The sequence below is a fragment of the Dictyobacter halimunensis genome (genome assembly GCF_036245075.1).
Window position 1 is genome coordinate 826,426 of record NZ_BSRI01000002.1, and the last position, 22,741, is coordinate 849,166.

The 22,741-nt window shown below is 50.7% G+C and carries 21 protein-coding genes and 1 pseudogene; 12 read left to right on the forward strand and 10 right to left on the reverse strand.

From position 1 onward, the window contains the following. Window positions 1–164 precede the first annotated feature (164 nt). Window positions 165–1,421 (forward strand): ROK family transcriptional regulator, encoded by a 1,257-nt coding sequence (locus AABA21_RS17440; protein ID WP_338252347.1) that lies wholly within the window; start codon window positions 165–167, stop codon window positions 1,419–1,421. A gap of 112 nt (window positions 1,422–1,533) precedes the next feature. Then, on the forward strand, window positions 1,534–2,208 hold the full coding sequence (locus AABA21_RS17445; protein ID WP_338252349.1) for a phosphatase PAP2 family protein: 675 nt from the start codon (window positions 1,534–1,536) through the stop codon (window positions 2,206–2,208). 10 nt (window positions 2,209–2,218) lie between these two features. Here AABA21_RS17445 and AABA21_RS17450 read toward each other — a convergent pair whose 3' ends face one another. From AABA21_RS17450 to AABA21_RS17465, 4 genes are all read right to left on the reverse strand, one after another. After that, window positions 2,219–3,322 carry a peptidoglycan recognition protein family protein gene (locus AABA21_RS17450; protein ID WP_338252351.1) on the reverse strand — a complete coding sequence of 368 codons (1,104 nt, stop codon included), beginning with the start codon at window positions 3,320–3,322 and terminating at the stop codon, window positions 2,219–2,221. Window positions 3,323–3,660: 338 nt separating this feature from the next. After that, window positions 3,661–4,380 (reverse strand): hypothetical protein, encoded by a 720-nt coding sequence (locus AABA21_RS17455; RefSeq protein ID WP_338252353.1) that lies wholly within the window; start codon window positions 4,378–4,380, stop codon window positions 3,661–3,663. 63 nt (window positions 4,381–4,443) lie between these two features. After that, window positions 4,444–5,631: a permease gene (locus AABA21_RS17460; protein ID WP_338252354.1), complete on the reverse strand. Its 1,188-nt coding sequence runs from the start codon at window positions 5,629–5,631 to the stop codon at window positions 4,444–4,446. A 77-nt stretch (window positions 5,632–5,708) separates the two neighbouring features. Further along, entirely contained in the window at window positions 5,709–6,434 is a 726-nt protein-coding gene (locus AABA21_RS17465; RefSeq protein WP_338252356.1) for a type 1 glutamine amidotransferase, read from the reverse strand. Window positions 6,435–6,583: 149 nt separating this feature from the next. On the opposite strand from AABA21_RS17465, the gene AABA21_RS17470 reads away from it, so the two are divergent. Continuing rightward, window positions 6,584–6,934, forward strand: a complete 351-nt coding sequence (locus tag AABA21_RS17470) for a hypothetical protein (RefSeq protein ID WP_338252358.1) — start codon at window positions 6,584–6,586, stop codon at window positions 6,932–6,934. Between the two features lie 15 nt (window positions 6,935–6,949). Here AABA21_RS17470 and AABA21_RS17475 read toward each other — a convergent pair whose 3' ends face one another. Beyond that, window positions 6,950–7,480, reverse strand: coding sequence for a DUF2243 domain-containing protein (locus AABA21_RS17475; RefSeq protein WP_338252360.1), 531 nt, complete (start codon window positions 7,478–7,480; stop codon window positions 6,950–6,952). Between the two features lie 219 nt (window positions 7,481–7,699). Between AABA21_RS17475 and hisC the strand changes: the two genes are divergently transcribed. Next, a complete protein-coding gene (gene hisC / locus AABA21_RS17480; RefSeq protein WP_338252362.1) occupies window positions 7,700–8,854 on the forward strand; it encodes a histidinol-phosphate transaminase in 1,155 nt (384 codons plus the stop codon). Between the two features lie 355 nt (window positions 8,855–9,209). Here the strand turns inward: hisC and AABA21_RS17485 are convergent, their stop codons facing one another. Then, complete coding sequence (locus tag AABA21_RS17485; protein ID WP_338252364.1) at window positions 9,210–9,617, reverse strand: DUF4383 domain-containing protein; 408 nt, start codon at window positions 9,615–9,617, stop codon at window positions 9,210–9,212. Between the two features lie 419 nt (window positions 9,618–10,036). Then, window positions 10,037–10,666, reverse strand: a complete 630-nt coding sequence (locus tag AABA21_RS17490; protein ID WP_338252366.1) for an RNA polymerase sigma factor — start codon at window positions 10,664–10,666, stop codon at window positions 10,037–10,039. 389 nt (window positions 10,667–11,055) lie between these two features. On the opposite strand from AABA21_RS17490, the pseudogene AABA21_RS39435 reads away from it, so the two are divergent. Further along, window positions 11,056–11,154 (forward strand): annotated as a pseudogene (locus AABA21_RS39435) (NADH-quinone oxidoreductase subunit D-related protein); the annotation flags it as partial. Window positions 11,155–11,196: 42 nt separating this feature from the next. Here the strand turns inward: AABA21_RS39435 and AABA21_RS17500 are convergent. Next, on the reverse strand, window positions 11,197–11,934 hold the full coding sequence (locus AABA21_RS17500; RefSeq protein WP_338252370.1) for an alpha/beta fold hydrolase: 738 nt from the start codon (window positions 11,932–11,934) through the stop codon (window positions 11,197–11,199). Between the two features lie 173 nt (window positions 11,935–12,107). Here AABA21_RS17500 and AABA21_RS17505 point away from each other — a divergent pair, with 173 nt between their 5' ends. From AABA21_RS17505 to AABA21_RS17535, 7 genes are all read left to right on the forward strand, one after another. After that, on the forward strand, window positions 12,108–12,866 hold the full coding sequence (locus AABA21_RS17505) for an alpha/beta fold hydrolase (protein WP_338252372.1): 759 nt from the start codon (window positions 12,108–12,110) through the stop codon (window positions 12,864–12,866). 449 nt (window positions 12,867–13,315) lie between these two features. Then, window positions 13,316–14,662 carry an erythromycin esterase family protein gene (locus tag AABA21_RS17510; RefSeq protein ID WP_338252374.1) on the forward strand — a complete coding sequence of 449 codons (1,347 nt, stop codon included), beginning with the start codon at window positions 13,316–13,318 and terminating at the stop codon, window positions 14,660–14,662. 175 nt (window positions 14,663–14,837) lie between these two features. Beyond that, entirely contained in the window at window positions 14,838–15,935 is a 1,098-nt protein-coding gene (locus AABA21_RS17515; RefSeq protein ID WP_338252376.1) for a hypothetical protein, read from the forward strand. Window positions 15,936–15,974: 39 nt separating this feature from the next. Beyond that, window positions 15,975–18,260 carry a molybdopterin oxidoreductase family protein gene (locus AABA21_RS17520; protein ID WP_338252378.1) on the forward strand — a complete coding sequence of 762 codons (2,286 nt, stop codon included), beginning with the start codon at window positions 15,975–15,977 and terminating at the stop codon, window positions 18,258–18,260. Between the two features lie 65 nt (window positions 18,261–18,325). Continuing rightward, the gene (locus tag AABA21_RS17525; protein WP_338252380.1) at window positions 18,326–18,952 is read left to right on the forward strand and encodes a 4Fe-4S dicluster domain-containing protein; all 627 of its coding nucleotides are present in this window, start codon (window positions 18,326–18,328) and stop codon (window positions 18,950–18,952) included. Next, window positions 18,949–19,479, forward strand: coding sequence for a QcrA and Rieske domain-containing protein (locus AABA21_RS17530; RefSeq protein WP_338252382.1), 531 nt, complete (start codon window positions 18,949–18,951; stop codon window positions 19,477–19,479). The genes AABA21_RS17525 and AABA21_RS17530 overlap by 4 nt, the downstream gene beginning before the upstream one ends. Further along, window positions 19,476–19,787: a hypothetical protein gene (locus tag AABA21_RS17535; protein WP_338252384.1), complete on the forward strand. Its 312-nt coding sequence runs from the start codon at window positions 19,476–19,478 to the stop codon at window positions 19,785–19,787. Before AABA21_RS17530 ends, AABA21_RS17535 begins: the two co-directional genes overlap by 4 nt. 88 nt (window positions 19,788–19,875) lie before the next feature. Here AABA21_RS17535 and AABA21_RS17540 read toward each other — a convergent pair whose 3' ends face one another. Together AABA21_RS17540 and AABA21_RS17545 are read right to left on the reverse strand one after the other, a co-directional pair. Then, window positions 19,876–21,309, reverse strand: a complete 1,434-nt coding sequence (locus tag AABA21_RS17540) for a sialidase family protein (RefSeq protein ID WP_338252386.1) — start codon at window positions 21,307–21,309, stop codon at window positions 19,876–19,878. Between the two features lie 340 nt (window positions 21,310–21,649). Further along, window positions 21,650–22,570: a formate/nitrite transporter family protein gene (locus tag AABA21_RS17545; protein WP_338252388.1), complete on the reverse strand. Its 921-nt coding sequence runs from the start codon at window positions 22,568–22,570 to the stop codon at window positions 21,650–21,652. Window positions 22,571–22,741: the final 171 nt, after the last annotated feature.

Sequence of the window (22,741 nt, forward strand, 5' to 3'; positions counted from 1 at the left end):
TCATATTTCAGTTAGCCAATATTTGGGAGACACGCATTTTGGTATCTGTATCTATTGACAATACGAGCAGGCAAACACACATAATAGCTATACCATAAAAGTCGGATTTGGCAGAAAAACTATGATATCGTGCCCGTGCTGCATAAGAGAGGAACACTTCATTCATGGCACCGACGCGTACTGGTAGCAAACGGCTACTGCATGATCTCAATCAGAGCATTGTATTTAATCTGATTATGGAACATCAGGCAATCTCACGCATAAAGCTCGCCCGTAAAAGCGGTTTACCGGCATCAACCATCACAAAGATTGTGGGAAACCTTGTGGCCGCCGGGCTGGTGCTGGAGGTCAGCGCTGATGAGTCCAGCGGCGGCAGACGGCCTGTGTTATTGAGCATTAATGCTACCGCTGGTTATGTCGTTGGGGTGAGATTGCGTGAAGCGACAATCACATTAACGATATGCGACCTCCAGTGCAATAGTACCTACACCAGAGAATGCTCATACCAGCCTGGTACTTCTCCAAAGCAAGTAATCACCATCATTGCGGCAGCGATCAGAGACCTGATTGCTGAAGCAGGGCTTACCATACAGCAAATTTTTGGGGTTGGTATCGGCCTCTCTGGCCTGATCGATTCGGCCCGAGGGTTATGCCGCGTCTCTACAATCCTTGGCTGGCAAAACGTTGAGCTTGGGCCAGCATTGGAACGTCAACTCAAGATACCGGTGCGCGTCGATAACGATGTCAATACACTCAGCATCGCTGAGCATTTGTTTGGACAGGGGCGTGAAGCAGATAATTTTTTACTGGTAACCATTGGGCGCGGGATCGGCATGGGCATTATTCTGGGAGGTGAAATCTATCGTGGAACCTTCGGGGGAGCGGGCGAGTTCGGGCACATGACGGTTGATGTGCGGGAGGATGCACCTCTCTGTAATTGCGGGAAACATGGCTGCCTGGAGGCGCTAGCCTCCGATTATGGGATTGTGCGTGCCGCGCTGGGAAATGATCCCGGTCATGCTATTGAAGATGCGATCGTGAACTTGATAGCCCGCGCCCGCGCTGGCGAGCCTGAAATCGTAGCGATCTTCCGTAAAGCGGGGATAACCATGGGCATCGCCATCGCCAACCTGATCAATATCTTTGAACCCTCTCATATTTTAATCGCCGGTGAGGGTTTGAGAGCGGGCGACCTTTTCCTGGAACCTATGCGGCAGACCATTCCTCCGCATGCCTTTGGCGCGCGCGACGACATCGAGATTCTCATCTGCCCCACCAGTGATGATTTATGGGCTCGTGGCGCGGCTAGCCTGATCTTGCACGAGATCTTCCAATCCCCTATTTATGAGGATGAGGAGGCGCTCGCGCTCGACGATCTCGTTTCACAGGCCAGCAAAGTCCAGAAACGCCATAAAAAGTAGGATGTGATGGCTCGGCAACAGCTAGCACAGATTGAAACGTATAATTCAATTCAGTCGTATCCTATGCATCCGAGATGATGATAACATAAGAAGTATAGGACCATAAAAGACAATGAAGCGAGATAAACTCTTACTCACCGGTGCACTGGCGCAATTTACCCTTTTTATCCCTGTTGCGATCTGGGCGATCAAACAGAAACAACCCGCTATCGAGGTGGCTATCGCCCGCCGCATGCAACAAAAACAATCTCCACGTTCACACGGTACTGTACATATGTTAAATAAAACCTTCTGTTCTTCTGCCGCCCTGGATATTCTGATATTTCCACTAACTGGATTACTGTGGAAGAAGCATCGACCATATGATGCACTGCACACCCTGGTAATGTACTGGTTCAGTCAGCTCATCAAGACAGGAATCAAATATGCAGTCAGGCGCCCTCGCCCTGACCCTCAACTCATGCGTACCACGAAACCAAGGAACAGCAAAAGCTTCCCAAGCGGAGATGTTGCCTCCACGGTACACTTCTGGGGATGGCTGGTGACGCTGGTGCTCCGCTCAAAAAACATCAGCAAACCGCTTAAAGCTTTGTCAGTGAGCGTTGGCGCGCTATTGACAGCGTTTGTCGGTCCAGCCCGCATCTATCTCGGTGATCACTGGACCTCAGATGTTCTTGGCGGTTACCTGATGGGTGGTGGATGGCTATGCCTATCGCTATATACATATGGGAAATGGCAAGCTGCAGACACCTCCTATACATACCCACCCATTCGTCAACTCTCATGAAAACGACAGGCTATGCTACCATCCCACCGACCAGCGCGCACCATGTATTCGGGCCTACATACCCAACAACTGGCAGGCCCATATTGCTTTGAAACCGCTGCACCACGCTCTTCGTGATCGGGCCAAACTGTCCATTAACGACGCAGGCATAGCCCTTGCTGTTCAACTGGCTCTGAATAGCCCGCACACCATCTCCCACACTTCCAATCGAGAGCGGCGTGATCAACGCCTCCCACGTCTGGGGACCGACAAATCCAACCGTGCTAATACCTTTTGTGGCCTGGAACTTTGTGACAGTGCTCGCCGTGCTACTCCCAAACATGCCCACCACACTCATGTGGTAGCCATGCGAGCGCAACAAATATTGAATGGTATTCACATTTTCGCCGCTGATTCCACTTTTGATGACAGGCCAGGTGCGCGCGGGCAGCGTCTGACCCAGCCTGGCATGCACCTGCAGGCGTAGTTCACGGAGTCGTCCATAGAGTTCCGCTCCTGGACAATCGGTCCCATAAAAGTCGCGATGCCCGAAAATAGCATTGGCATTGAGGCCATACTGTTGACAGACATATGTGCATAAATTGACTAAAGAGATCCAGAGCGCATCAGGAGGCAGAGCGGCATTATAATTGCCTTCATTTTCAATGCCCACCGCATAGCTGTTAAGTATGGGACAATGGGCACCGCGCACGAAGGAGTTCCGCGCCTGCAGCATTTGCAGACTCTTGTGACGCCCTTCCATGATGTAGCCGCCACGGCTGATAGTGAAATGCTGGCCTGTATCGATCCACCCATTGGCAAAGTGAGATTGCTGGATTGAGCGCCCCAGAGCATATGCTTCACCGCGCGAATAATTGGTCGTGTTGAGGGTATCGGTATGATGAATCAGGATGGTGGTCGGCTTATAAGGGAGGATTGTATTTGGCCCCTTCGCTGGCTGCGCGCCCCACGTGGCGGTACTGGCAATCAGGGGGGACGCGGAGGCATCTGGTTGAGAGAAGAGCATCAGTTGCACACCACCCAGCATGGCCAGCGTGCCGGCGCCAAGCTTGATCAACGTGCGACGATCCAACCTACAGATCTGTTGATTCTCTTTCGCGGGGGTATCATCCATCGCGTGATCCTTTACTTCCACAAGATAAACAGCATCATGCAACAGACAAAGAGCGCGAACCTTCGGAGGCACAGCACTTGAGTTATTCCATTCCTCTCACAAAGAAGCATATCCGATTTTTATCAATAAATCTAGCTTTCAACCCCTTTGTTTTATAACAAGTTTAATTTCTAATTTTTGCTTGTGTTACATAGTGATAAGCAAAATAAAATTTATTATAAATGCAAATAGAATAATAAAGAGGAGAGACTCAAAAGAATACATCAATATTCTTTTGAGTCTCTCCTCTTTACTGGAACCGGGTGGTTCTTCAGGCGCCAGATCAGATAGTCTTCAGCTTATGCATTCCAGTCGCCATATTGCAGAGCATAGACGAGAGCCCAGTCCTGGTCATTGGCCACAGGGTCCGCGATATGCGCCGGATTTCCGTCAACGCAGCCAGGATAGACAAAGGCGCATGTCGCGGACCCGTCATCGGCAAAATTAACCAGGTTCGCCTTCAAAATGGCGTCCGCCATCGCTTTCGCTTTGGGGCAATCGATCTCTTTCGGTAGCCGCCTCAGCACAGCCGCATTCAATACGCTCCAGTAGTGAGGGAAGACATCCCCCCACAGATGCAATGCTCCAAACCAGTAGCCATCCCAGTGACGAATAGCGATGTGGCGCAGGCGCGCATGTGGTTGCGGACCCGCGAAGGCTAGCAGCCAGGGCAAGCGTTCCTGAATAGCAGCCAGATATGTATCAGAAGGGTTGAGGTGATACGCCGAGATCAGAAGTTGCAGCAGAGGAGCTACTATAGATTGTTCATAATTAACCTCGTGCGCGGGCAGGTCAATTCCTACCGATAGGAAATAGTCTGCATGGGCCAGTACCTGTCTGCGCAATCGCTCAGCTCGCTGTCCCTCGCCCGTTCTCCTCAACTGCTCAATGACCGCTTCAGCGCTCTCAGCGACTCCAATCGCCAGAAATTTGGAGCCGCCCAGTTCATAATAGCGCTCCAGAATAGAACAGGCGGTCGACCAATCTTCGTGATTGCTATAGAGGTGATAATGATTCAAAAAGTAATCAACTCTCTCATAAAAAGGGCAATGCCGCAGACCATGGAAGGAAAAACTGAGAGCTTAATCAGCCTCTTCCATACTATGGTGCTCATGGTCATGATGATCCATCTGCTGCGCGGGCGTATTCATCATTTTTAACATGGAGAGGCCGCCGGTACGCACAAAGCGGATCACCATCAGAGCCGCCAGCACCAGGAAAATGATGTTGAGAACGGTTGTATAGTTCCAGTGGATACCCTCGGTAATCGCCACGACGTTGCGGTTCTGAGGAATGATCCCCAGAGCGGCAAACAGGAATTCGATCACATAACCCGCGGCAGCCATGGTGATATAGAAGGTGACCAGAATGTAGCCCATCATCTTCCAGCCATAATACTTGCGATAGATATCCAGAATGGGCAGGATAATCAGGTCGGCGAAAATAAAGCTAACCACTCCGCCAAAGCTGATGCCTCCGCGCCATAGGACCGCGGCCAGCGGCACATTGCCTACCGAACAGACGAAACTTACCATGGCCACCAGCGGACCCATCAGCGGGCCTTCAATCTTTGCCAGCGTGGGATTGTTAGAGAAGAAAAAAGCCTGCCAGAACGAATCCGGCACCCAGGCCGCCAGCGCGCCCGAGATGAGCAGACCCAGAGCGATATCGATCCAAACAGACGCCCAATCCATCACAAAGTAGTTGCTGACCGCGGTCAAACCTTTGCCGCTAAAGAGCTTATTCCAGAATGAACTGCCTGAAACACTCATGTCCATCGCCGCGTGCCCCTCCATTTTTCCCATCATTCCCTTTTCCGCCTGCTCTCTCGCTCTGTCTACCATGCGCCGGGTCAGGGTCAGTCGAAAAATCAGTGCCAGCAAGATCACCATCAGCAAACCACCAAGATACTCGGCCGCCATAAATTGCCAGCCCATTAAGACGATCAGGATGATGCCCAGTTCGATGACCAGGTTGGTGGAGGACAATTGAAAGACCATGGCCGAGGTAAAGCTGGCGCCTTTCTGGAAGATGGAGCGCGCCAGGGCGACCGCCGCATAGGAGCAGGAACTGGAGGCGATGCCGAATAGAGTGGCTAGACCCAGGTGCCTGGGAGAATCACCGCCTAGCGCACGGGCGATCGACTGGTGAGACACCACCGCCTGCACGATGCCAGAAAGCGTAAAACCAAGGATCAGCGGCCACAGAATCTCCCAAAACATGCTGAAAGCCATAAAGAGTGCCTGCCCAATGCTATTTATGATCTGCATAATCAGCTCACTTTCTGTTGCTTCTTCTTCACTCAGTCCTCTATGCAATCTACCTACCCTACCATCAATGAATCCCATTACGCAGGAATTAATCGAGCGAGGCGTAAAAAATTCTCTATGACCTTGCTTGCATGGTCGTGGTAGGCAGGGTAAAGCTGATCGTACTCACGATCTGTTTTGTTGTAGGTCTCTATCCCTGTCCTCTCAATGAATTCTTTGCGAGAATCGGGATCTTCGAGCCAGTTTTGCAGCATGGCCGCGGTTAATTCGATATGGTAGAGCACTCCATAGGCGTTCTCACCCCAGCGAAAGGCCTGCGATTCACGACCATGAGCGGTCGCTAGCAATACTGCTCCGGCGGGCAGGTCAAAATCATCATCATGCCACTGGAAAGCTTGCTGATAATCCGCGAAACCGTGGTAAAACGGATCTCGTTGCCCATCCTCGGTCAGGTCGATGCGCACGAACCCCAGCGAAGGGGTACATTTGTAGACCTCCGCACCCAACGCTGAAGCCAGCAACTGACATCCGAAACAGATACCCAAAAAAGGCAGCTTTCGCTCCAGCACAGACGCAACCAGACGCTTTTCCCGCGTAATGAATGGTTGCTTCAGCTCATCATAAACATGTTCTAGCCCACCGAAGATAATAGTCGCGTCATAGCCAGCCGCATCGGTCGGCATCTCCTCTCCTTCCGCGTGAACAACATCATAATCAAGATCATGCTTCGTCAGAATATCACCCAGTAAACCAGGAGGATTGACCGATGCATGTTGAATCGTGAGTAGCTTTTTTCTCTGCACCTTTATTCTCTTTCTATCAAATGGCAGCATTTTTTGCAGGCCGCGAAACTTCCGACACCAAAGTATCGTGCCACTACGCAGAAAGAACTTTTACGCGTCTGAAGTTGCGGTTCATCAGAAAGTAGTTCGCGATCAAAATAATGAAAGACATGAGTAAAACACAGAGGCAGATCGGACTCATTATCTGCTGCTGGCTGTGCCTGTTGATGGCTGGTGATACACTGCTGCATATATACTATACGCTGTTCGCTTTTTCATCATCATGGCTTTTACCCTTTTTATCAGGCTTTATTTATCTCATAAGCGGCCTCTTTCTCGGCGCCTGGTCCAGGCTCGCATTGCGCCACGCTCCTAAAATTAGCATTCCGATGCGCATCGCGTTATTGCTGGCGCTAAGCCTGGGTATCGTTCTTATCATAATTGGATATATCTTCTTCACCAGCACAATACAACAACTTCCGAGAATCGCTCATACTCTGTACCAGCCACCGTCCTTATAGTGCATCAACTGTCGATTAAACAACCCGACGGCGTACGCGTTGCCACCAGATGATGCCCGCGACTAAAATGGCCAGCGCAATCACATCAAATACTATCTCGTATGGAATATCGTTGAGGCAGATGCCGAAAAAAGTGGGTTGACCGCCTGCTATCACGCTACAGACATGTTCATTCACGATATGTAGGCGCAAAATAACATGCTGAACAATACCATCGTACAGGTTAAAACCTCCCAGACCAATGAGCAAAGCGGCCAGAATAGCATTGCGCTGCAAAGGATTCCAGTTATCACGTCCTTTCCAGAGCCTTAATGCTCCCCAGAGCAAAAGCAGCGTACTAAAAATATGAAAAATCCCATCGCTAAGCAATCGGCCCTGCGGCGTTGTATACCAGTACAGGGTATGCCATTGCAATAATTGATGGAAAATCGTCTCATCCAGAAAAGCCGCAATCCCTATTCCAAGCAGGACCCCTGTCCAGAAAGCCGAACGTATTGTTCTCTTCGAATCAGATGCGGAATGATCCGTCTGTGCTTGAGAAGACATTTTCTCACCTTTCACCATACGCTCACGTTTTGATCATCTCTTAATGACACGCAGTAGAGGAAAAAAGGGAGAAGGTTAGAAGGCATTTGCCATCTAGTGTGCTCTGATATGCACTAAATAAATGTCACTTTTTTATGTATTTCACCGTGTTACCACTATAGGAAATTACATCTCAATTTCTCAGGCGCATTATACATTTGCCATATAGAAAGATAATTCATGAAACCAGACTCTATGAAGAGTGCGTTGTTGACTCCACACGCTGTAACGTCTGATCGCCGCCCCCATCAACCTGATATTGATCATCTATTACCATATACTCCCGGCGAATCGTTGCAGACCTTTAGCCAACGCACCGGTATTCCTGCAAACAATGTCATCAAGTTGAACGCTAATGAAAGTCCCTATGGTCCTGTTCCCTCTGCATTACAGATGTTACGAGACCATGCCTGGTATAACCAGTACCCTGATGTCCAGGCGCAGTCGCTCACCGAGGCGATCTCTCGCTATACGGGACTTGAGGGCGCACATATTGTGCTGGGCCATGGCAGTATGGAGGTGATCCGCCTCCTCTGGTCTTTGTTTCTCAGTCCAGGGGATGAGATCATTACCTGCTCACCGACGTTCTCACTCTATACTTCAGCAACTCGCGAACGGAAAGCATATTTACGCAATATCCCACGTCGGGCTGACTACTCTATTGATCTGGCCGCGGTCCTGGCCGAGTTGACTCCAGCGGCCCGCATGATCGTGCTGTGCTCACCCAATAATCCGACGGGGAATCCGCTTCCGGAAGATGACCTTCTTACCCTGCTCAAGACAGGGCTGATCGTGGTTGTGGACGAAGCGTATGTCGAGTTTTCGAGTCATCCAACCGGCTATGCACACCTCGTTCCTCACTATCAGAATCTGGTCGTCATGCGCACATTCAGCAAGTGGGCTGGCCTGGCCGGTCTGCGGGTAGGTTATGGACTCTTTCCTCAATGGATCGTATCCGCTGCCCGGCAGGCCCAGTATCCCTTTGCGGTGAACGTCGCCGGTCACCTGGCCGCCACAGCTACCCTGAACCATCTTGATGAGGCGCGTGAACGTGTACAGTGGATCATTGAAGAACGTGAACGGCTCTCCCACGTTCTAGCTGGCTATCCATTCCTGAACCCAATCCCTTCAGAGGGCAATTTTATTCTGGCTCGCATAGATCATCAGCAAGTTAGCCTGTGTCAGTTCCAGAGTACCATGGAAAAGCATGGCCTCCTGCTGCGCTACTTTCCGCTCCTTGATGGACGTCATGACTATGTTCGGGTTACTGTGGGCCTGCCAGAACATACTACCCGCCTGGCAGAAGCCATTGAACAGATCAGAGTCACTGTATAAACATGTACAAAGGTTACCTTTTTTTCTTTACGCCGTGTTCTGTATAAGACAAAAAAATAGGAATATAAATTTGCATATGAGTGGATTAAACCGACAATCCTATATAGAGCTGAAAGGACCAACACGCGATGAATAATGTATTGCCAGTCTTCAATCAGATCTGCTGCCTTATCCCTTGCCCGGCTGCCCTCCTGGTCTTTGCGCTTCCATTGATGTCTTTAACAATGAAAAAACGACGTCAGAGATTACGCGATACAATTGCTAACTAAACTCTCCAAAAAGAGGAGCGCCGTTTTACACTGTAAAACGGCGCTCCTCTTTTTAGGATCTATCAGAAGTCATTTATATTATATGCTTATACAGCTGTCGTTCTATTCGTGGCAACGACATCCTCATGTACAAAGAAACCAACAGCAATAGCGATGATACCAATAATAAGATGGAAAACATTATCTCCAGCATTGATATGCATAAGACCAAGCAGACGGCCATCAAAGTAGAGGGCCGGGATCAGACCTGCCAGGCCAATTACCAGGTATATAATGCCAAACACTCGATTGAAGACGCGCGACCATCCCATATATACAGCCAGCAGAGCAACTATACCCGTCACCAGATGGACAAGATTATGCACAATATCAACATCCATCCCCATCAGGCTACCCGGCATCATAGTTGACGAGACAAAAAAGCCGATAATACCAATCACTACAAAGATGATCCCAAGAATCAAAGCAACAATACGATTCGGTATCCAAACCATGATCATTCCTCCTCATTATTATTGGACATATATATGCAAACTCTCACGTGCTTTCATATAAAAAGTTTCATACGTCAATTACTATAATTTCATATTTATTCTCTTAACTCTTCTATTATTCACAATTAATATATAAAATAGATCATAGCTTATAGCCTCCAGCCCCTGACACTGCACGCCTACGGCGCTCAAATATCTATGTAGTGTTGGTGCATGGGTACACGAATGCATACCCATGCACCAACACTACATACAAGTGCGGACGCGCGTGCGGGAGCGCGCGAGTGCCCCCAACATGATGGGAGTCTGACACTCTCTCACAAAAAATAAGCAATAGTCAAATGAGAATCCTGATCAGTAGAAATGCTGTCTGAATGGTCATTTGATTATTACTCTAATTGGAGGGGTAAACAATGAGCTTATTGCAATTTACTACCGAAGATAGAATCTTTCTTCAACTCTTCACGCAGATAGCGCTTGGCGCGATTAAAGTACGTTTTCGCTGTAGCTTCTGGAATATTCATGATGCGTCCAATTTCTCCAAAGCGAAGATTTGATGTATATCGTAAAAGCACAACGGTCTTCATTTTTATAGAAAGGGTTGAAATGGCACGCTCCAGCTTTTCCTGCAAGACATGCTGCTCACACAGTTCGTCGATGGGCGTTGATGAATCAGGCATATCAAAAGCCACCTCTTCTCCGCGGTCATTCTCGGAAAGGAACTGGGAGAAATGCATGCAGAGCTTATTGTGACCGTGCCTCACTTCATCTACACAGCAATTATGAGCCACGTGATATAGCCAGGGCTTTAGGGGCTTGGAGGCATCTAGTTGCGGTAGAGCGATATAAAATCTTAGAAAAACATCCTGCAATGTATCACTGGCCTGCTCATAATCATTGAGAAAATGATAGATGAAATGGAACAGCGGCTTTTCATAGCGCTGTACAAGCTCAGCAAATATCTCGCGATTCCCCGCTAGCACAAGTTTTACCAATGCCGCATCAGAAACGGCCGCCTCATTTTTATGTGAATATTGGGTATGGACCATGAACAATGCTTCCTTAACTACTACCAGCTATCTATCTCAAGTTGGGGTTATAACATCTTTAAGAGGTTTATGCTAATAAGGTTACCATCTTAACAATAAAAAAGTCTATGGAATTTCCAGGAATTAAAAGTGATCAATACCCATTTTAATCGAATACTAATCGAATACTCCGATTATTAGAAACGGCAGAGTAATACCATATACTGATGAGAATAAATGTATAAAGCAGGTTTTTCTATCTGATCAATACAAGAAATACCTGATCAATACAAAATGAATGAATAAAGAGGGATAAAGTAAGCTGCCCGATGGCAAATCCAGATGATTCGCGTATAGATTTATATAATCCTGTGACAAATGAGGAAAAACGCAAAGGGATGCCGCTTACGCTAGAGATCCTTCCTGAACTACTTCGTGGGCATAGGATGAGCGATGCCGTCGCCATTCTGGGCAGTATCGGCATCATCCTGGGTTGCGTCGATCGCTGACATTCCAGTAAAGAGGTGGCTGCAACATGAGATAGCAGGAACTCATACAAACGATCGAACGGCTGCGGCTAGCTCAGCGGGTGAATTGTAATTCACATCGTGGGCCGCCCTTTTAATTATAGTCAGTTTTCCCTGCGGAAGCATCTGTGTTACATATTCGGCCCACTCCTGCGGCACCACCGTATCCCATGTACCACGCACAACCAGGGTAGGGAGCTCCATCTGCTCCAGGTATACCTCTATGCTATCCTCAAGCCCATAGTGAAAGGTGGCTGCGAAACGGCGAAAACCAATCTCCATGAAATCTCGCAGCACCATGGGATAGAGCGATACAGGCTCACGCAAAACGTTCACCAGCCAGCGGCCAATCTCCTGGTGGGCGGTACGTGCGCGCACATCCATCGTAGGGCTGACCAGGATGGCCGCCTGGATGCGATCTGGATGACGAATGGCAAAGCGTGCGATGATCTGGCAACCCAGGGAATTGCCAAGCAAGATCGCACGCGAGAGTCCGACCGTTGTCATCCATGCCGCCAGGGTATCGGCCATCTCGTTCAGGTCCTGGTAGTGATCCGGTTTCTGGCTTTTCCCAAATCCCGGCAATTCGGGAAGATAGACATGATAGTCAGGCGCCAGCTGCTCTGCCGTCGGCGTCATGTATCGACTCGAAACGACCAGTCCATGAACCATGACAATGGCTAGCCGATCGGAATCCGGTCGCTGATGTGGAACACGATAATGCATGGCACAGCCTGCTACCCGCACCCATTTACTTTCCATGTTTCTTTTCGCCTGTCTCATTATGTATAAACACGAAGTGCAACGCGAATAGGATGCAAACCGTGAAGAAAAAAGGATGGAGAAATGCTTCTCATTCTCTATAAATGCAACTATATAAAAAACGCTATATATCCATCAATAAGGAGCTCGACATCGATACACAACAATTTATAATGCCAGAGCTGCGTACGGTGCAGGTCGAGGACTACCACGTGCGCTACCAGGTATTGGGAGAGGGAGATCCGTTGATCCTGGTACACGGTCTCTCTGGTTCGATGCGTTGGTGGAACCGCAACGTTCAGACACTTGCACAGGATCATCGCGTCTATCTAATTGATCTTCCCGGCTTCGGCACTATGAGCAGGGTGCGCAATCGCTTCGCTATCATACATGTCGCTCGCTGGCTGCTCGCATGGATGGAAGCGGTAGAGATCCAACGAGCACATTTCGTCGGGCACTCAATGGGGGGATACATCTGTATCTGGATCGCAGCCCACCGTCCCGAGGTTGTCTCGCGCCTGATTTTGGTCTCGCCCGCGGTACTCTCAAAGATCCATACGGTATGGGGGTATACACGTCCTCTGTTGACCGCCGTGCGCTATATAAAGCGGGGCTTCTTCACTATTCTGGCGTTTGATGCCCTGCGAGCCGGTCCTTTCACCTTGCTCCGTGCCGCCCATGACCTTCTCTCAGTTGACGCGCAAGAGGATATTATCAAGATCCAGGCCCCGACGCTGCTGATCTGGGGAGAACATGACACACTAGTTCCACCATCGGTAGGGAAAATATTATGTACCAAAATCACGGATTCCTACCTGGTGATATTAAAGGATGCCAGTCATGTGAGCATGTATGACCAACCCGAGCAGTTTAACCGGCTCGCGGAGGCATTTCTAAAAGGACAACCGCTTGATGAAGCCTCCTCTTGTTAGCCTGTTTACTTTGCATGCAAGTATGACTGTGCTCTGCTGCGCAGAGCACCTTTTTGTATTGTGTGCCGTTGCAGGACAGTGCCGGGGGGCCCCGGCACTGTCCTGCAACGGCACACAATACAAATCAGCCCTATTTTCGTAGCACCCGCTCAGGGGATGAAAACCGCACGCACACAACCATCTTGCTTGTGCTTGAAGATCTCATACCCTTTAGTTTTTATTTTTGGACTTGTCCACGTATTTTCTTCCGAGAAATATCTCAGCATTTGATGCAACACATCCCCCTAAATGTCAATAGATCACATTAGTGACACGGAGATGCTTCAAAAACGTGTCAGTTTGCGCCATTGCCAATACGCAACAAGGAAATAGAGATACTTTTCCCTTACCATTAACGTGTTCATTGCGAGAAGTTGAATGCTCATTGAGATTCCAGAGGAGAGCATGCTATGGCAGAAACTCGTGTAACGATGGTCGCGGATGCCATTCGAGAGGTAGCCCATCCGCTCACCGGCGCTATTGCAGACTATGATCCCTTGTTAGATACAATTGGTGGTGCGCGCTTTGTGCTAATCGGTGAAGCCTCTCATGGTACCAGAGAATTCTACCGGGAACGGGCTATGATCACGCAACGGCTAATCCAGGAGAAAGGCTTTTCCGTTGTCGCCGTTGAAGCCGATTGGCCGGATGCCTATCGCGTCAATCGCTATGTTCGTGGAGTCAATGATGATACCGATGCCCGTATGGCACTGGATGGCTTTAAACGTTTCCCCAGCTGGATGTGGCGCAATACAGAGGTGCTCGCGTTTGTAGAATGGCTGCGCAACTACAATATGCAGCTGCCAGCTTCAGCCCCCAGAACAGGATTTTATGGCCTCGATCTCTATAGCCTCTATGCATCCATGGAAGCAGTAATTAATTATCTGGAACGCATAGATCCTGAAGGGGCTAAACGGGCTCGGACACGCTATGCCTGCTTTGGATCACCCACACAAGATAGCCAGTCTTATGGCTATGCAGCGAACTTCGGTTTGACCCCAATCTGCGAGAATGAGGTGATCGGCCAGCTCCAGGAATTGCAGCAGAAGGCGGCTGACTACGTTCGGCGCGATGGACGGATAGCGGAGGATGAATTTTTCTACGCGGAACAAAACGCACGCTTAGCCTGGGATGCAGAGAAATACTATCGCAGCATCTATAGAGGATCGGTCGAGTCGTGGAATATACGTGATCGCCACATGGCAAGAACGCTTGATGACCTGATCGCCTACCTTGATCACTATCATGAGCCAACAAAGGTGGTGGTCTGGGCCCACAACTCTCATCTTGGCGATGCCCGCGCGACATCAATGGGAACAGAGGGGGAGTTAAACGTTGGGCAGCTTGTGCGTGAGGCCCATAGCGAACAGGTGTGCAACATCGGCTTTACCACCTATAGCGGCACGGTCACGGCAGCCTCAAGCTGGGATCGGCCGGTGGAACGCAAACGTGTGCGTCCCGCGCTCGACGAGAGTTACGAAATGCTGTTCCATCAAACAAACCTACCGGAATTCTGGCTGGATCTTCATGCCAATGAACGAGTGGCAACCAGCTTAAAGGGTCCGCAGTTAGAACGTGCCATCGGGGTGATCTATCTTCCCCACAGCGAGCGCATCAGCCATTACTTTTATGCACGCCTACCCGAACAATTTGATACCATCATCCACCTTGACCATACCCATGCCCTGGAGCCTTTAGAACCAACAACATTATGGCACGACAAAGAGGTTGAGGAAACCTTCCCAACCGGCATATAAGTTTGCCGTTCTAAAAGATCGATGCACACGAATGACACCAAAAAGAAAAAATAACGTGTCAGTTTGTATGTAGCAGTGCTTGTATTCGGGTGCCGCGAAGAACATATCGCCTTACGATATGTTCTTCGCGATAATCATCGTAGAACAACCTGTTTGACTAGAAAAGAGTCAGCTGATGGAAAACAATATGAAACAGGAGAACGGCGGTCGCCATGTTTCAGCGTGGGTAGTCGCGCTCATCGTGGCGGCGCTCCTCATTGTGCTCATCGTGCTTGGATCGCGTGGTCTGCGTGACTTTGATGCCGCCCTGATTGGTTATGCCGTCGCATCTGTCTTTATGATAGGAGCAATGGCATATCGCTATACGCTCTGGATCGGTCGTCCTCCCACGTGGCGCTATTTTAAAGCAGGGTGGACCAACTTCTTATCGTTGCGCAATTTCCGCCGCTACACATTGTTGATCCCTCAGGCCTGGTGGACCGACATATTCGCGCAGACGTTTATCTTGAGGCGTAGCCTCCTGCGCTGGATTATGCATATGTCGATCTTCTGGGGGGTTATCCTCTCGTTGTTGATCACCTTCCCGTTGACCTTTGGCTGGTTACGCTTCACGCTGGTGCCGCCCGATCATTACCAGGTCTGGGTCTTTGGCTTTCCCACCATTATCTTTCCCATTCTAAACGGCATCGGCTTCATGATCTATCATGGGTTGGATTTTAGTGCCGCGCTGCTAGTCATCGGGCTATCGATAGCCTTCTGGCGACGATTGAATGAGATGGGGCTCTTCATGACGCAACGCTTCGGCTTCGACCTGATGCCCCTGATCCTGCTCTTCGCGATCTGCATCACCGGTCTGGCGCTTACCGCCTCATCCCTCTGGTGGGGAGGCCAGTTCTACTGGTTTATCTCATTAACCCACCAGGTCGTCGTCGTCCTCTGGCTGCTGATGCTACCATTCGGCAAGTTTTTCCATATTATCCAGCGACCGGCCAGCATTGGGGTCACCCTCTACCAGACCGTCAACCAGGACGTCGACCATTATACCCGGGATGCCGACAGTCCTCAGGCGATCGGCACGGGACGCTGTAAACGCTGTGGTCATGAACTGCCCTCCGAACAATTTATCGCCGATCTCAAAGGGGTAATCAACGACCTGGGACAGGATTATACTCTCAACAAAAACGGCGATTCGCTGCACGATTACTGTCCCACCTGCAAGCGCGTGTTGCGGGGACAGGCCTACTACCAGATGATGGGGAAACACTTCCTGTAACTTCCTGTCATAGATACGCTTAGAAAATGGAGCATTGATATGTCTGTCAACAAAGATATATTTGAGATAGGACGCGAACCGAACTACGACTTTCAGTCGTCTGGTCGCCCCGAGGTGCAGTGGAGTGAAGCTGATCGCCTGGTAGAGGATCTTGTGCCTACCCATTGTTGCTTCTGTGGAGTCCAGTGCGGCATGAACCTCAAAGTGCATAATAATAAGGTCATCGGCGTGGAGGCACGCAATTATCCACATAATCGTGGTTCCCTTTGTCCCAAAGGCGTCGTTGCCTACCAGCAGGTAGATCATCCTGATCGCCTGCGCTATCCATTGATGCGCAAAAGAGGCAAGGGGAGTCCACTGGAACGGGTGAGCTGGGATGAGGCGCTGGACTACATCGTTAAGCGCTGGCAGCAGATCCAGCAGCAATATGGCCGGGACGCCGTCTCAATCTATAGCGGTTCCTCTATGACCAACGAAAAATGCTATGTCATGGGTAAGTTTGCCCGCGTTGGCCTGCGCACCCGCCACGTAGACTACAATGGTCGCCTGTGTATGTCCTCATCGGCGGTCGCCTATAGCCGCGCATTCGGCGTTGACCGCGCACCCTTGCCCTTGCCGGATGTTGAACTGGCAAAATGCATTATGGTTTTCGGCTCCAATGTCGCCGAATGTTTTCCTGTTGCCATGCAGTGGATCTGGCGCGCACGCGATCGAGGAGCCAGCCTGATCGTTGTCGATCCACGCGAGACTCCGCTTGCTCGTAGCGCCGATATCTGGCTACCCGTCAAACCGGGCACCGATATCGCCGTCACCAACGCGATGCTGCGACAGATCATCAAAGACGGCATGGTGGACGAAGCCTATGTACAGGCGCGTACGAATGGATGGGAAGAGGTCAAGGCTTCGGTAGAGACATGCACTCCCGAATGGGCTGAGCAGCTTTCGGGGATCCCTGCCGAGCGTATCGTGGCTGCGGCGCGCCTGTACGGTCGGGCCGATCCATCATTGATTATGCACGCACGCGGTATTGAGCACAGTTCGCATGGGGTCGATACCTGCCTGTCTCTGGTCAACATGGCGCTGGCACGTGGTCAACTTGGGAAGCCGGGCGGCGGCTCGATGATGATCACAGGGCAGGGCAACGGACAGGGAGGGCGTGAAATGGGGCAGAAAGCGAATCAACTCCCTGGATACCGCCACATCGATGTGCCTGAAGAGCGGCAATACATCGCTGACTTCTGGGGCATTCCAGAGGAAGAACTACCCTGGGAGGGCGCGGCGGCAACCGAGATGGTACACCTGATGGCCGCCGGTGAGATCAAAAGCTGCATGGTAGTTTGCTCCAATCTGATGGTCTCGCTGCCCGATAACCATGTCGTCCAGCAGGCCTTGACCAATCTGGATCCATTAATTGTCGTCGATTTCTTTATGTCGGAGACGGCGGAACTGGCCGATGTAGTGCTGCCGGGCACGGTCTGGTGCGAGGATGAGGGGACGACAACCAATCTTGAAGGGCGCGTCATTAAAATCAATAAGGCGGCAGACCCTCCAGGCGAAGCACGACATGATTGGAAGATCGCTGTTGAACTGGCGAAACGCCTCGGACGCGGGAAATTTTTCCTCTATACATCCGCGTATGATATCTTCGAGGAGATAAGGCAGGCATCAAAGGGCGGCATGTCCGATTATTACGGCATCACCTGGCAGAAGATTGAAGATCAGCAGGGGGTCTTCTGGCCCTGTCCCTCGCTTGACCATCCAGGAACCCCCAGGCTCTTCGCCGAGCGCTTCGGACATAAAGATGGCAAAGCGAAAATGTTTGTCATCCCCTATCAACCCGCCGTGGAGGAGCCAGGCCCCGAGTTTCCCTTCCGCCTGACTACGGGACGCGTCGTGTATCACTACCTCTCGGGAAATCAAACGCGCCGCCTGGGCTTCCTCAATGCGCAGGCGCCAGAGCCATGGGTAGAGATTCACCCACAGGCCGCTGAAAGGCTGGGCATCGCGAACGAAGAGGTGGTGCGTGTTACCTCTCCACGCGGGTCCATAGAGCTTAAGGCGCTGGTGGTACCCACGATCCGGCCCGATACGCTGTTCGTTCCCTATCACTGGGGACATCGGGCGGCGATCAACCAGATTACCAGCCCGGCGGTTGAACCAAATGTCAAAATTCCTGAATACAAGGCCTGTGCCGCGCGCGTCGACAAGTTGAGCGCCCCCGAAGTAGAGGTCAGGGCGGATGGCTTCAAGATGAACCGCACGCCCCAGGACACGCCAAAGATGTTCCCCTACACCATAGGGGGAGACCAAAGATCCATCCGCTAAGAAGGCCAAAGCGTACTGATCGGCAAAGCGTCTGGAAATGACAGAGAGTGAAGAGGAGCCTAAAAATGCCTGTAAGGACATTGTTCATTGATCCATCGCGCTGTATCGGCTGTCGTTCCTGCGAGGCCGCCTGCCGAGAATGCGATTCGCACAAGGGTGAAAGTATGGTGATGGTCGACTTCATCGATCGCGGCATCAGCGTGGCAACACAGCCCACCGTGTGTATGCATTGTCAGGACCCGGTTGCTCCCTGCGCGCAGGTCTGTCCCGTACTGGCCATCCAGATCACCCCTGATGGCGTGGTCCAGATGGCCGAGCCTTCACGCTGTATCGGCTGCCGCAACTGCGTCTACGCCTGCCCCTTTGGTGTGCCCAAGTTTGATATTAAGGCGCGCCTGATGAAAAAGTGCAACCTGTGCTATGATCGCACGGTGCAGGATTTAAAGCCCTGGTGCGCACAGGTCTGTCCCACCCAGGCTCTCTGGTATGGTGACTACGAGGAGTTCATGAATCAGCGTGAAGGGCATCCCATTAACGTCACCTCGTTTGGCGAACAAAAGGTACAGACGCGGGTACACTGGGTCGCCCCCCAGGAAGAGGAGCTCTTCAGACTGGCTGACCTGCTTGAAGAGGCCAGAAGTGGCCTGCAGAATGATAAGATGAAACCACGTGAGGAGGCATGGGTATTATGAGTACGCCACAACGGCTAATCGGACACAGAATACGTTCGCGCATTACGCGCTGGCAGACAACCTTCCCCTATCACTGGGACGCCGACGAATTTGTCTCGCGCCGCCAGATGCTGCGTCTGACGATTCTCTCTTCAGGCGCGCTCTTTGCCGCGACCGCTGGAGTCGTAGGACTGAACTATGCCCGTCCCATCAAGACCACCACCAGTCGAAAGGCTATCATCAGTGCTTCAGCACTGCCCGTGGGTAAGGTCCACTACTTTGAGTATCCAGCCCCCGGCGATCAGGCGATCCTGCTCAATCTGCCACATACGGGCTTTGTGGCCTATAGCGGAAAATGCACCCATCTCTCCTGTGCCGTGTATTATCGGGAAGATGAAAACAGGCTCATCTGTCCCTGCCACGATGGGGTCTTTGATCCACAGACCGGTATCCCGATAGCAGGGCCGCCGCAGCGTCCACTGCCAAAGATAACGGTGAAGCAAGATGGGACGATGTTGTACGCATTGGATGAGAGGCCGCAATCATGAAAAACCAGCTCACACAGACAGGCTGGCGCAATGACGGCTATATAAACAGTGAGACAACGGGGGAGGTGGTCCATGCCCCACCCCATGGTCGCCTGGCTATGCTGCTGGCCGGCTTGATCATCGGCATCATACTGCTTGGAATCCAATTATGGATGCTCACGGTCGCCCTCAACCAGTATCTCCAGGGTCAGACCACGGGCTCATGGCAATTAGTAGTCGTCTCGGGACTGGTCCTTATTGGTGGCATCATCGTCTGGCGCGTCATGGACCGCCAGATTCCAGGCCGATCTAAAGAGATGATCCACTAACATCAGCACTAAACTCTACATATATAAGAGAGAGGAGGTGGGTAGGTTGTACCCGCCTCCTCTCTCTTTGTACGCAAAGGAGCCACTATTAGTGAAGGGTAGCCGGAATCCGGTTACGGCTGCCTGTACTGGTCGCGTGTTCACCCTGACTGGTATGGCTACCAGCTACGAGCGCCAGACCTGCTGACACCGTGTCAATGGTCTCGTTGAAAGTGCTCCCGGTAGGCGCGGTGGCAACAGCAAAGACGGGGAAGGCCTTACCATTGGCGAAGGAGGTCGAGATATAATCACCGACCATACGTCCCTGGCTGGTATTGGCGATCCAGGATAGGCTAATGGGGGTGCTGGTAAGCGTTGTGACCGTTGACCAGCTGGCTCCTCCATTGCTTGAGGAAACAAAACCCACCTGCAACTGGCAACTACTCGAACAGTAGTAATAGGCCAGGGCGAGATGTGTGGAGCTACCAGAAGTCGCTTTATCGACGGCGATACCCGGGATAACGTGATCGATGCCACTCCCGATAGCGTCCGTGGGGATACGCGTGACCGTTGACCAGGTGCTTCCATTTGTTGAAGTGCTCATCACGATATCGTTCGCGCTACACCCTGATTCAAAGCGGCAATCCTGCCAGACAACATAGACCTTGCCTGCACCATCGATCTCGGCCGAGGGGAGTGCCTCCGTGCGCAAACCAGAGACGCTGTGATCATTGACAGCAGAAACCGTTACAGCTCTCGTCCAGCTTGTTCCTCCATTACTGGAAGTAAAGGCAGCAATAGCATCTGAAGAACTCAGGTAGGGAACGATCACCGTCCCATTAGGCTGTACTAGAGGCTGACCTCCCAGGCCATGGTTATTGCCTGCGGTCGCTTTAGCGGCCCCCCAGGTAACACCACCATTCGTAGAAGTACTCATCTGAAGCAGATTACTGGAACTCGTTCTATCCCATTCGGTATAGCAGTGTCCATAGTAAGGACTGCTCGCTGTATTATCACAGACGATCCAGTTTTTATCGAGCGAGCCGCTGGCTACGATAATAGGATTGGACCAGGTGTGGCCTCCATCGGTTGAACGACTTGTCACTACCACTTCTGTATTAGATGTGGTAATGCCCAGACTCGAGATCAGCCAGACGTTGTGGGCCGCGTCATAGGTGACGCTCGCATCGCTAATGGCGGTAAAGGATCCAGCGGGAGTTGCAAACGTGGTTGTGCCCGGCAAAAAGCCATGCGACCACGTCGTTCCACTATCATTGGAGGTGGCCCAGCCAATATTTGAGCTACCACCTCCGTAGATACGGCCAACCTGAAAGGCCGATACGATGGTTGATCCAAAAGAAAAACTATCGGGCTCAACCTCAGTCTGGTGCTGACTACTGGAATTGGTATAGGGATCGGAACTTAATTGAACAAGGGTCGTTGCCGCGCTGGCGAGCGGCGGAAATACAAGCGCCCCTAGCCATGCAGCGATCAGGGGGAAAACGAAAAACAGGCGTCCACGCCCATGCCGAAAAGCATCCATGCATACTCCTCCTGCAGTGGTAACGCACAACACAAACAATCATGTGAAAGCGCACAACAATAGGGATCACATTGAAGCAATAGGGCAAAATACGTTTCATTAAATACGTAGCAGGATCTGGCACATCCCTTGCTATTTATATAGCATATAAATATATTTAAAGTCAATGATATAATGAGATGCAGTAAACTATAACTTTCTCGGCATAGTATTTATGAGCTACCACACACTGGCGATCTGGGCAAAAGGTGATGTGGAGATCTCCAGGATTACCTAATCCTGGAGATCTCCACATCACCTTTTTTCGCTTTTTCAGAAGTCCTGAATGGCTTATAGGCCATTATTGCTTATCTTCTTTCTGCTCTCCTTTTTCTTTTTTGGATGCTTCGGTAGCCACCTGCCCATAATTGAGGACAGCTACAAGGGTGACGCCACCAATGATATTGCCGAGTAATATAGGAAGAAGATACGCTCCTAATGCATACCAGAAACTGACTTTGCCAAGGCTCACAAGGTAGAACGCGCTCACTGCATCAACAATAACGTGAGCAAAGGCGGCAACCCCAATAATGTAGGTGACAAAAACAATGATATGCAGGCGCATGTTCTCAGATGCCGGCAGAAGCCAGACCATGAGGGCAATCAACCAGCCCGCAAAGATCCCCCTCAGTAAGAGCAACCCAAACCCGCCCTCAAATGCTTGCTGCGAAAGTTGGGTGAAAACATCACGTATACCCGGAGGAAAGAGCAGTGTCTGCGCGACAAGGGTAGCCAGCAAGAATGCCCCAACGAAGTTTCCCAGCAGCACAATTCCCCAGAGCCGCAGCACGCGTAGAGTGGTTCGTTTATCGAAATGGGTAAGCAAGGGAAGAATGACAGTCAACGTATTCTCGGTAAAAAGCTGCTGCCGACCAAGTATAACTATAAGAAAACCCAGACTGTAGCCAAAATTGTCAACCAGGGGACGCCAAAAAGCGGTCGTGGGCAGGTAATAATGGATCACGCCCCGTCCAATGAGCGAGAAACCCATTGATAAGCCAGCGGCTAACGAGGAGCAGGCCAGGGCAAAAATCGTTCTATTGAGCTCAATCTCTCCTTCTACACGTATAGCTTCATGGATGACAGCCGGGCTAATACTGACACGGTTCTCAACCTGTTTATACTCCGATGATACAAGCTGGGGCATCATCTCTACATTCTTTACCTTGTTTTCATCCTGATCGCCCTGTGGATACTGTTCTGATTGATCACTTGTATTCATAAATACACATATCCCTTATATGCGTCCCCTCAAAGTCACCATACAGGTTTGTAGCAGGGAAACACCAGATTTCATCAGCCGCAAGAAATTTCTTGCGGCTACGTACTGAATATAGTCTATCAAGCATAATGTATCTTTAGGTAAAAAACAAACTGGGCAGTAAAAAGTGCA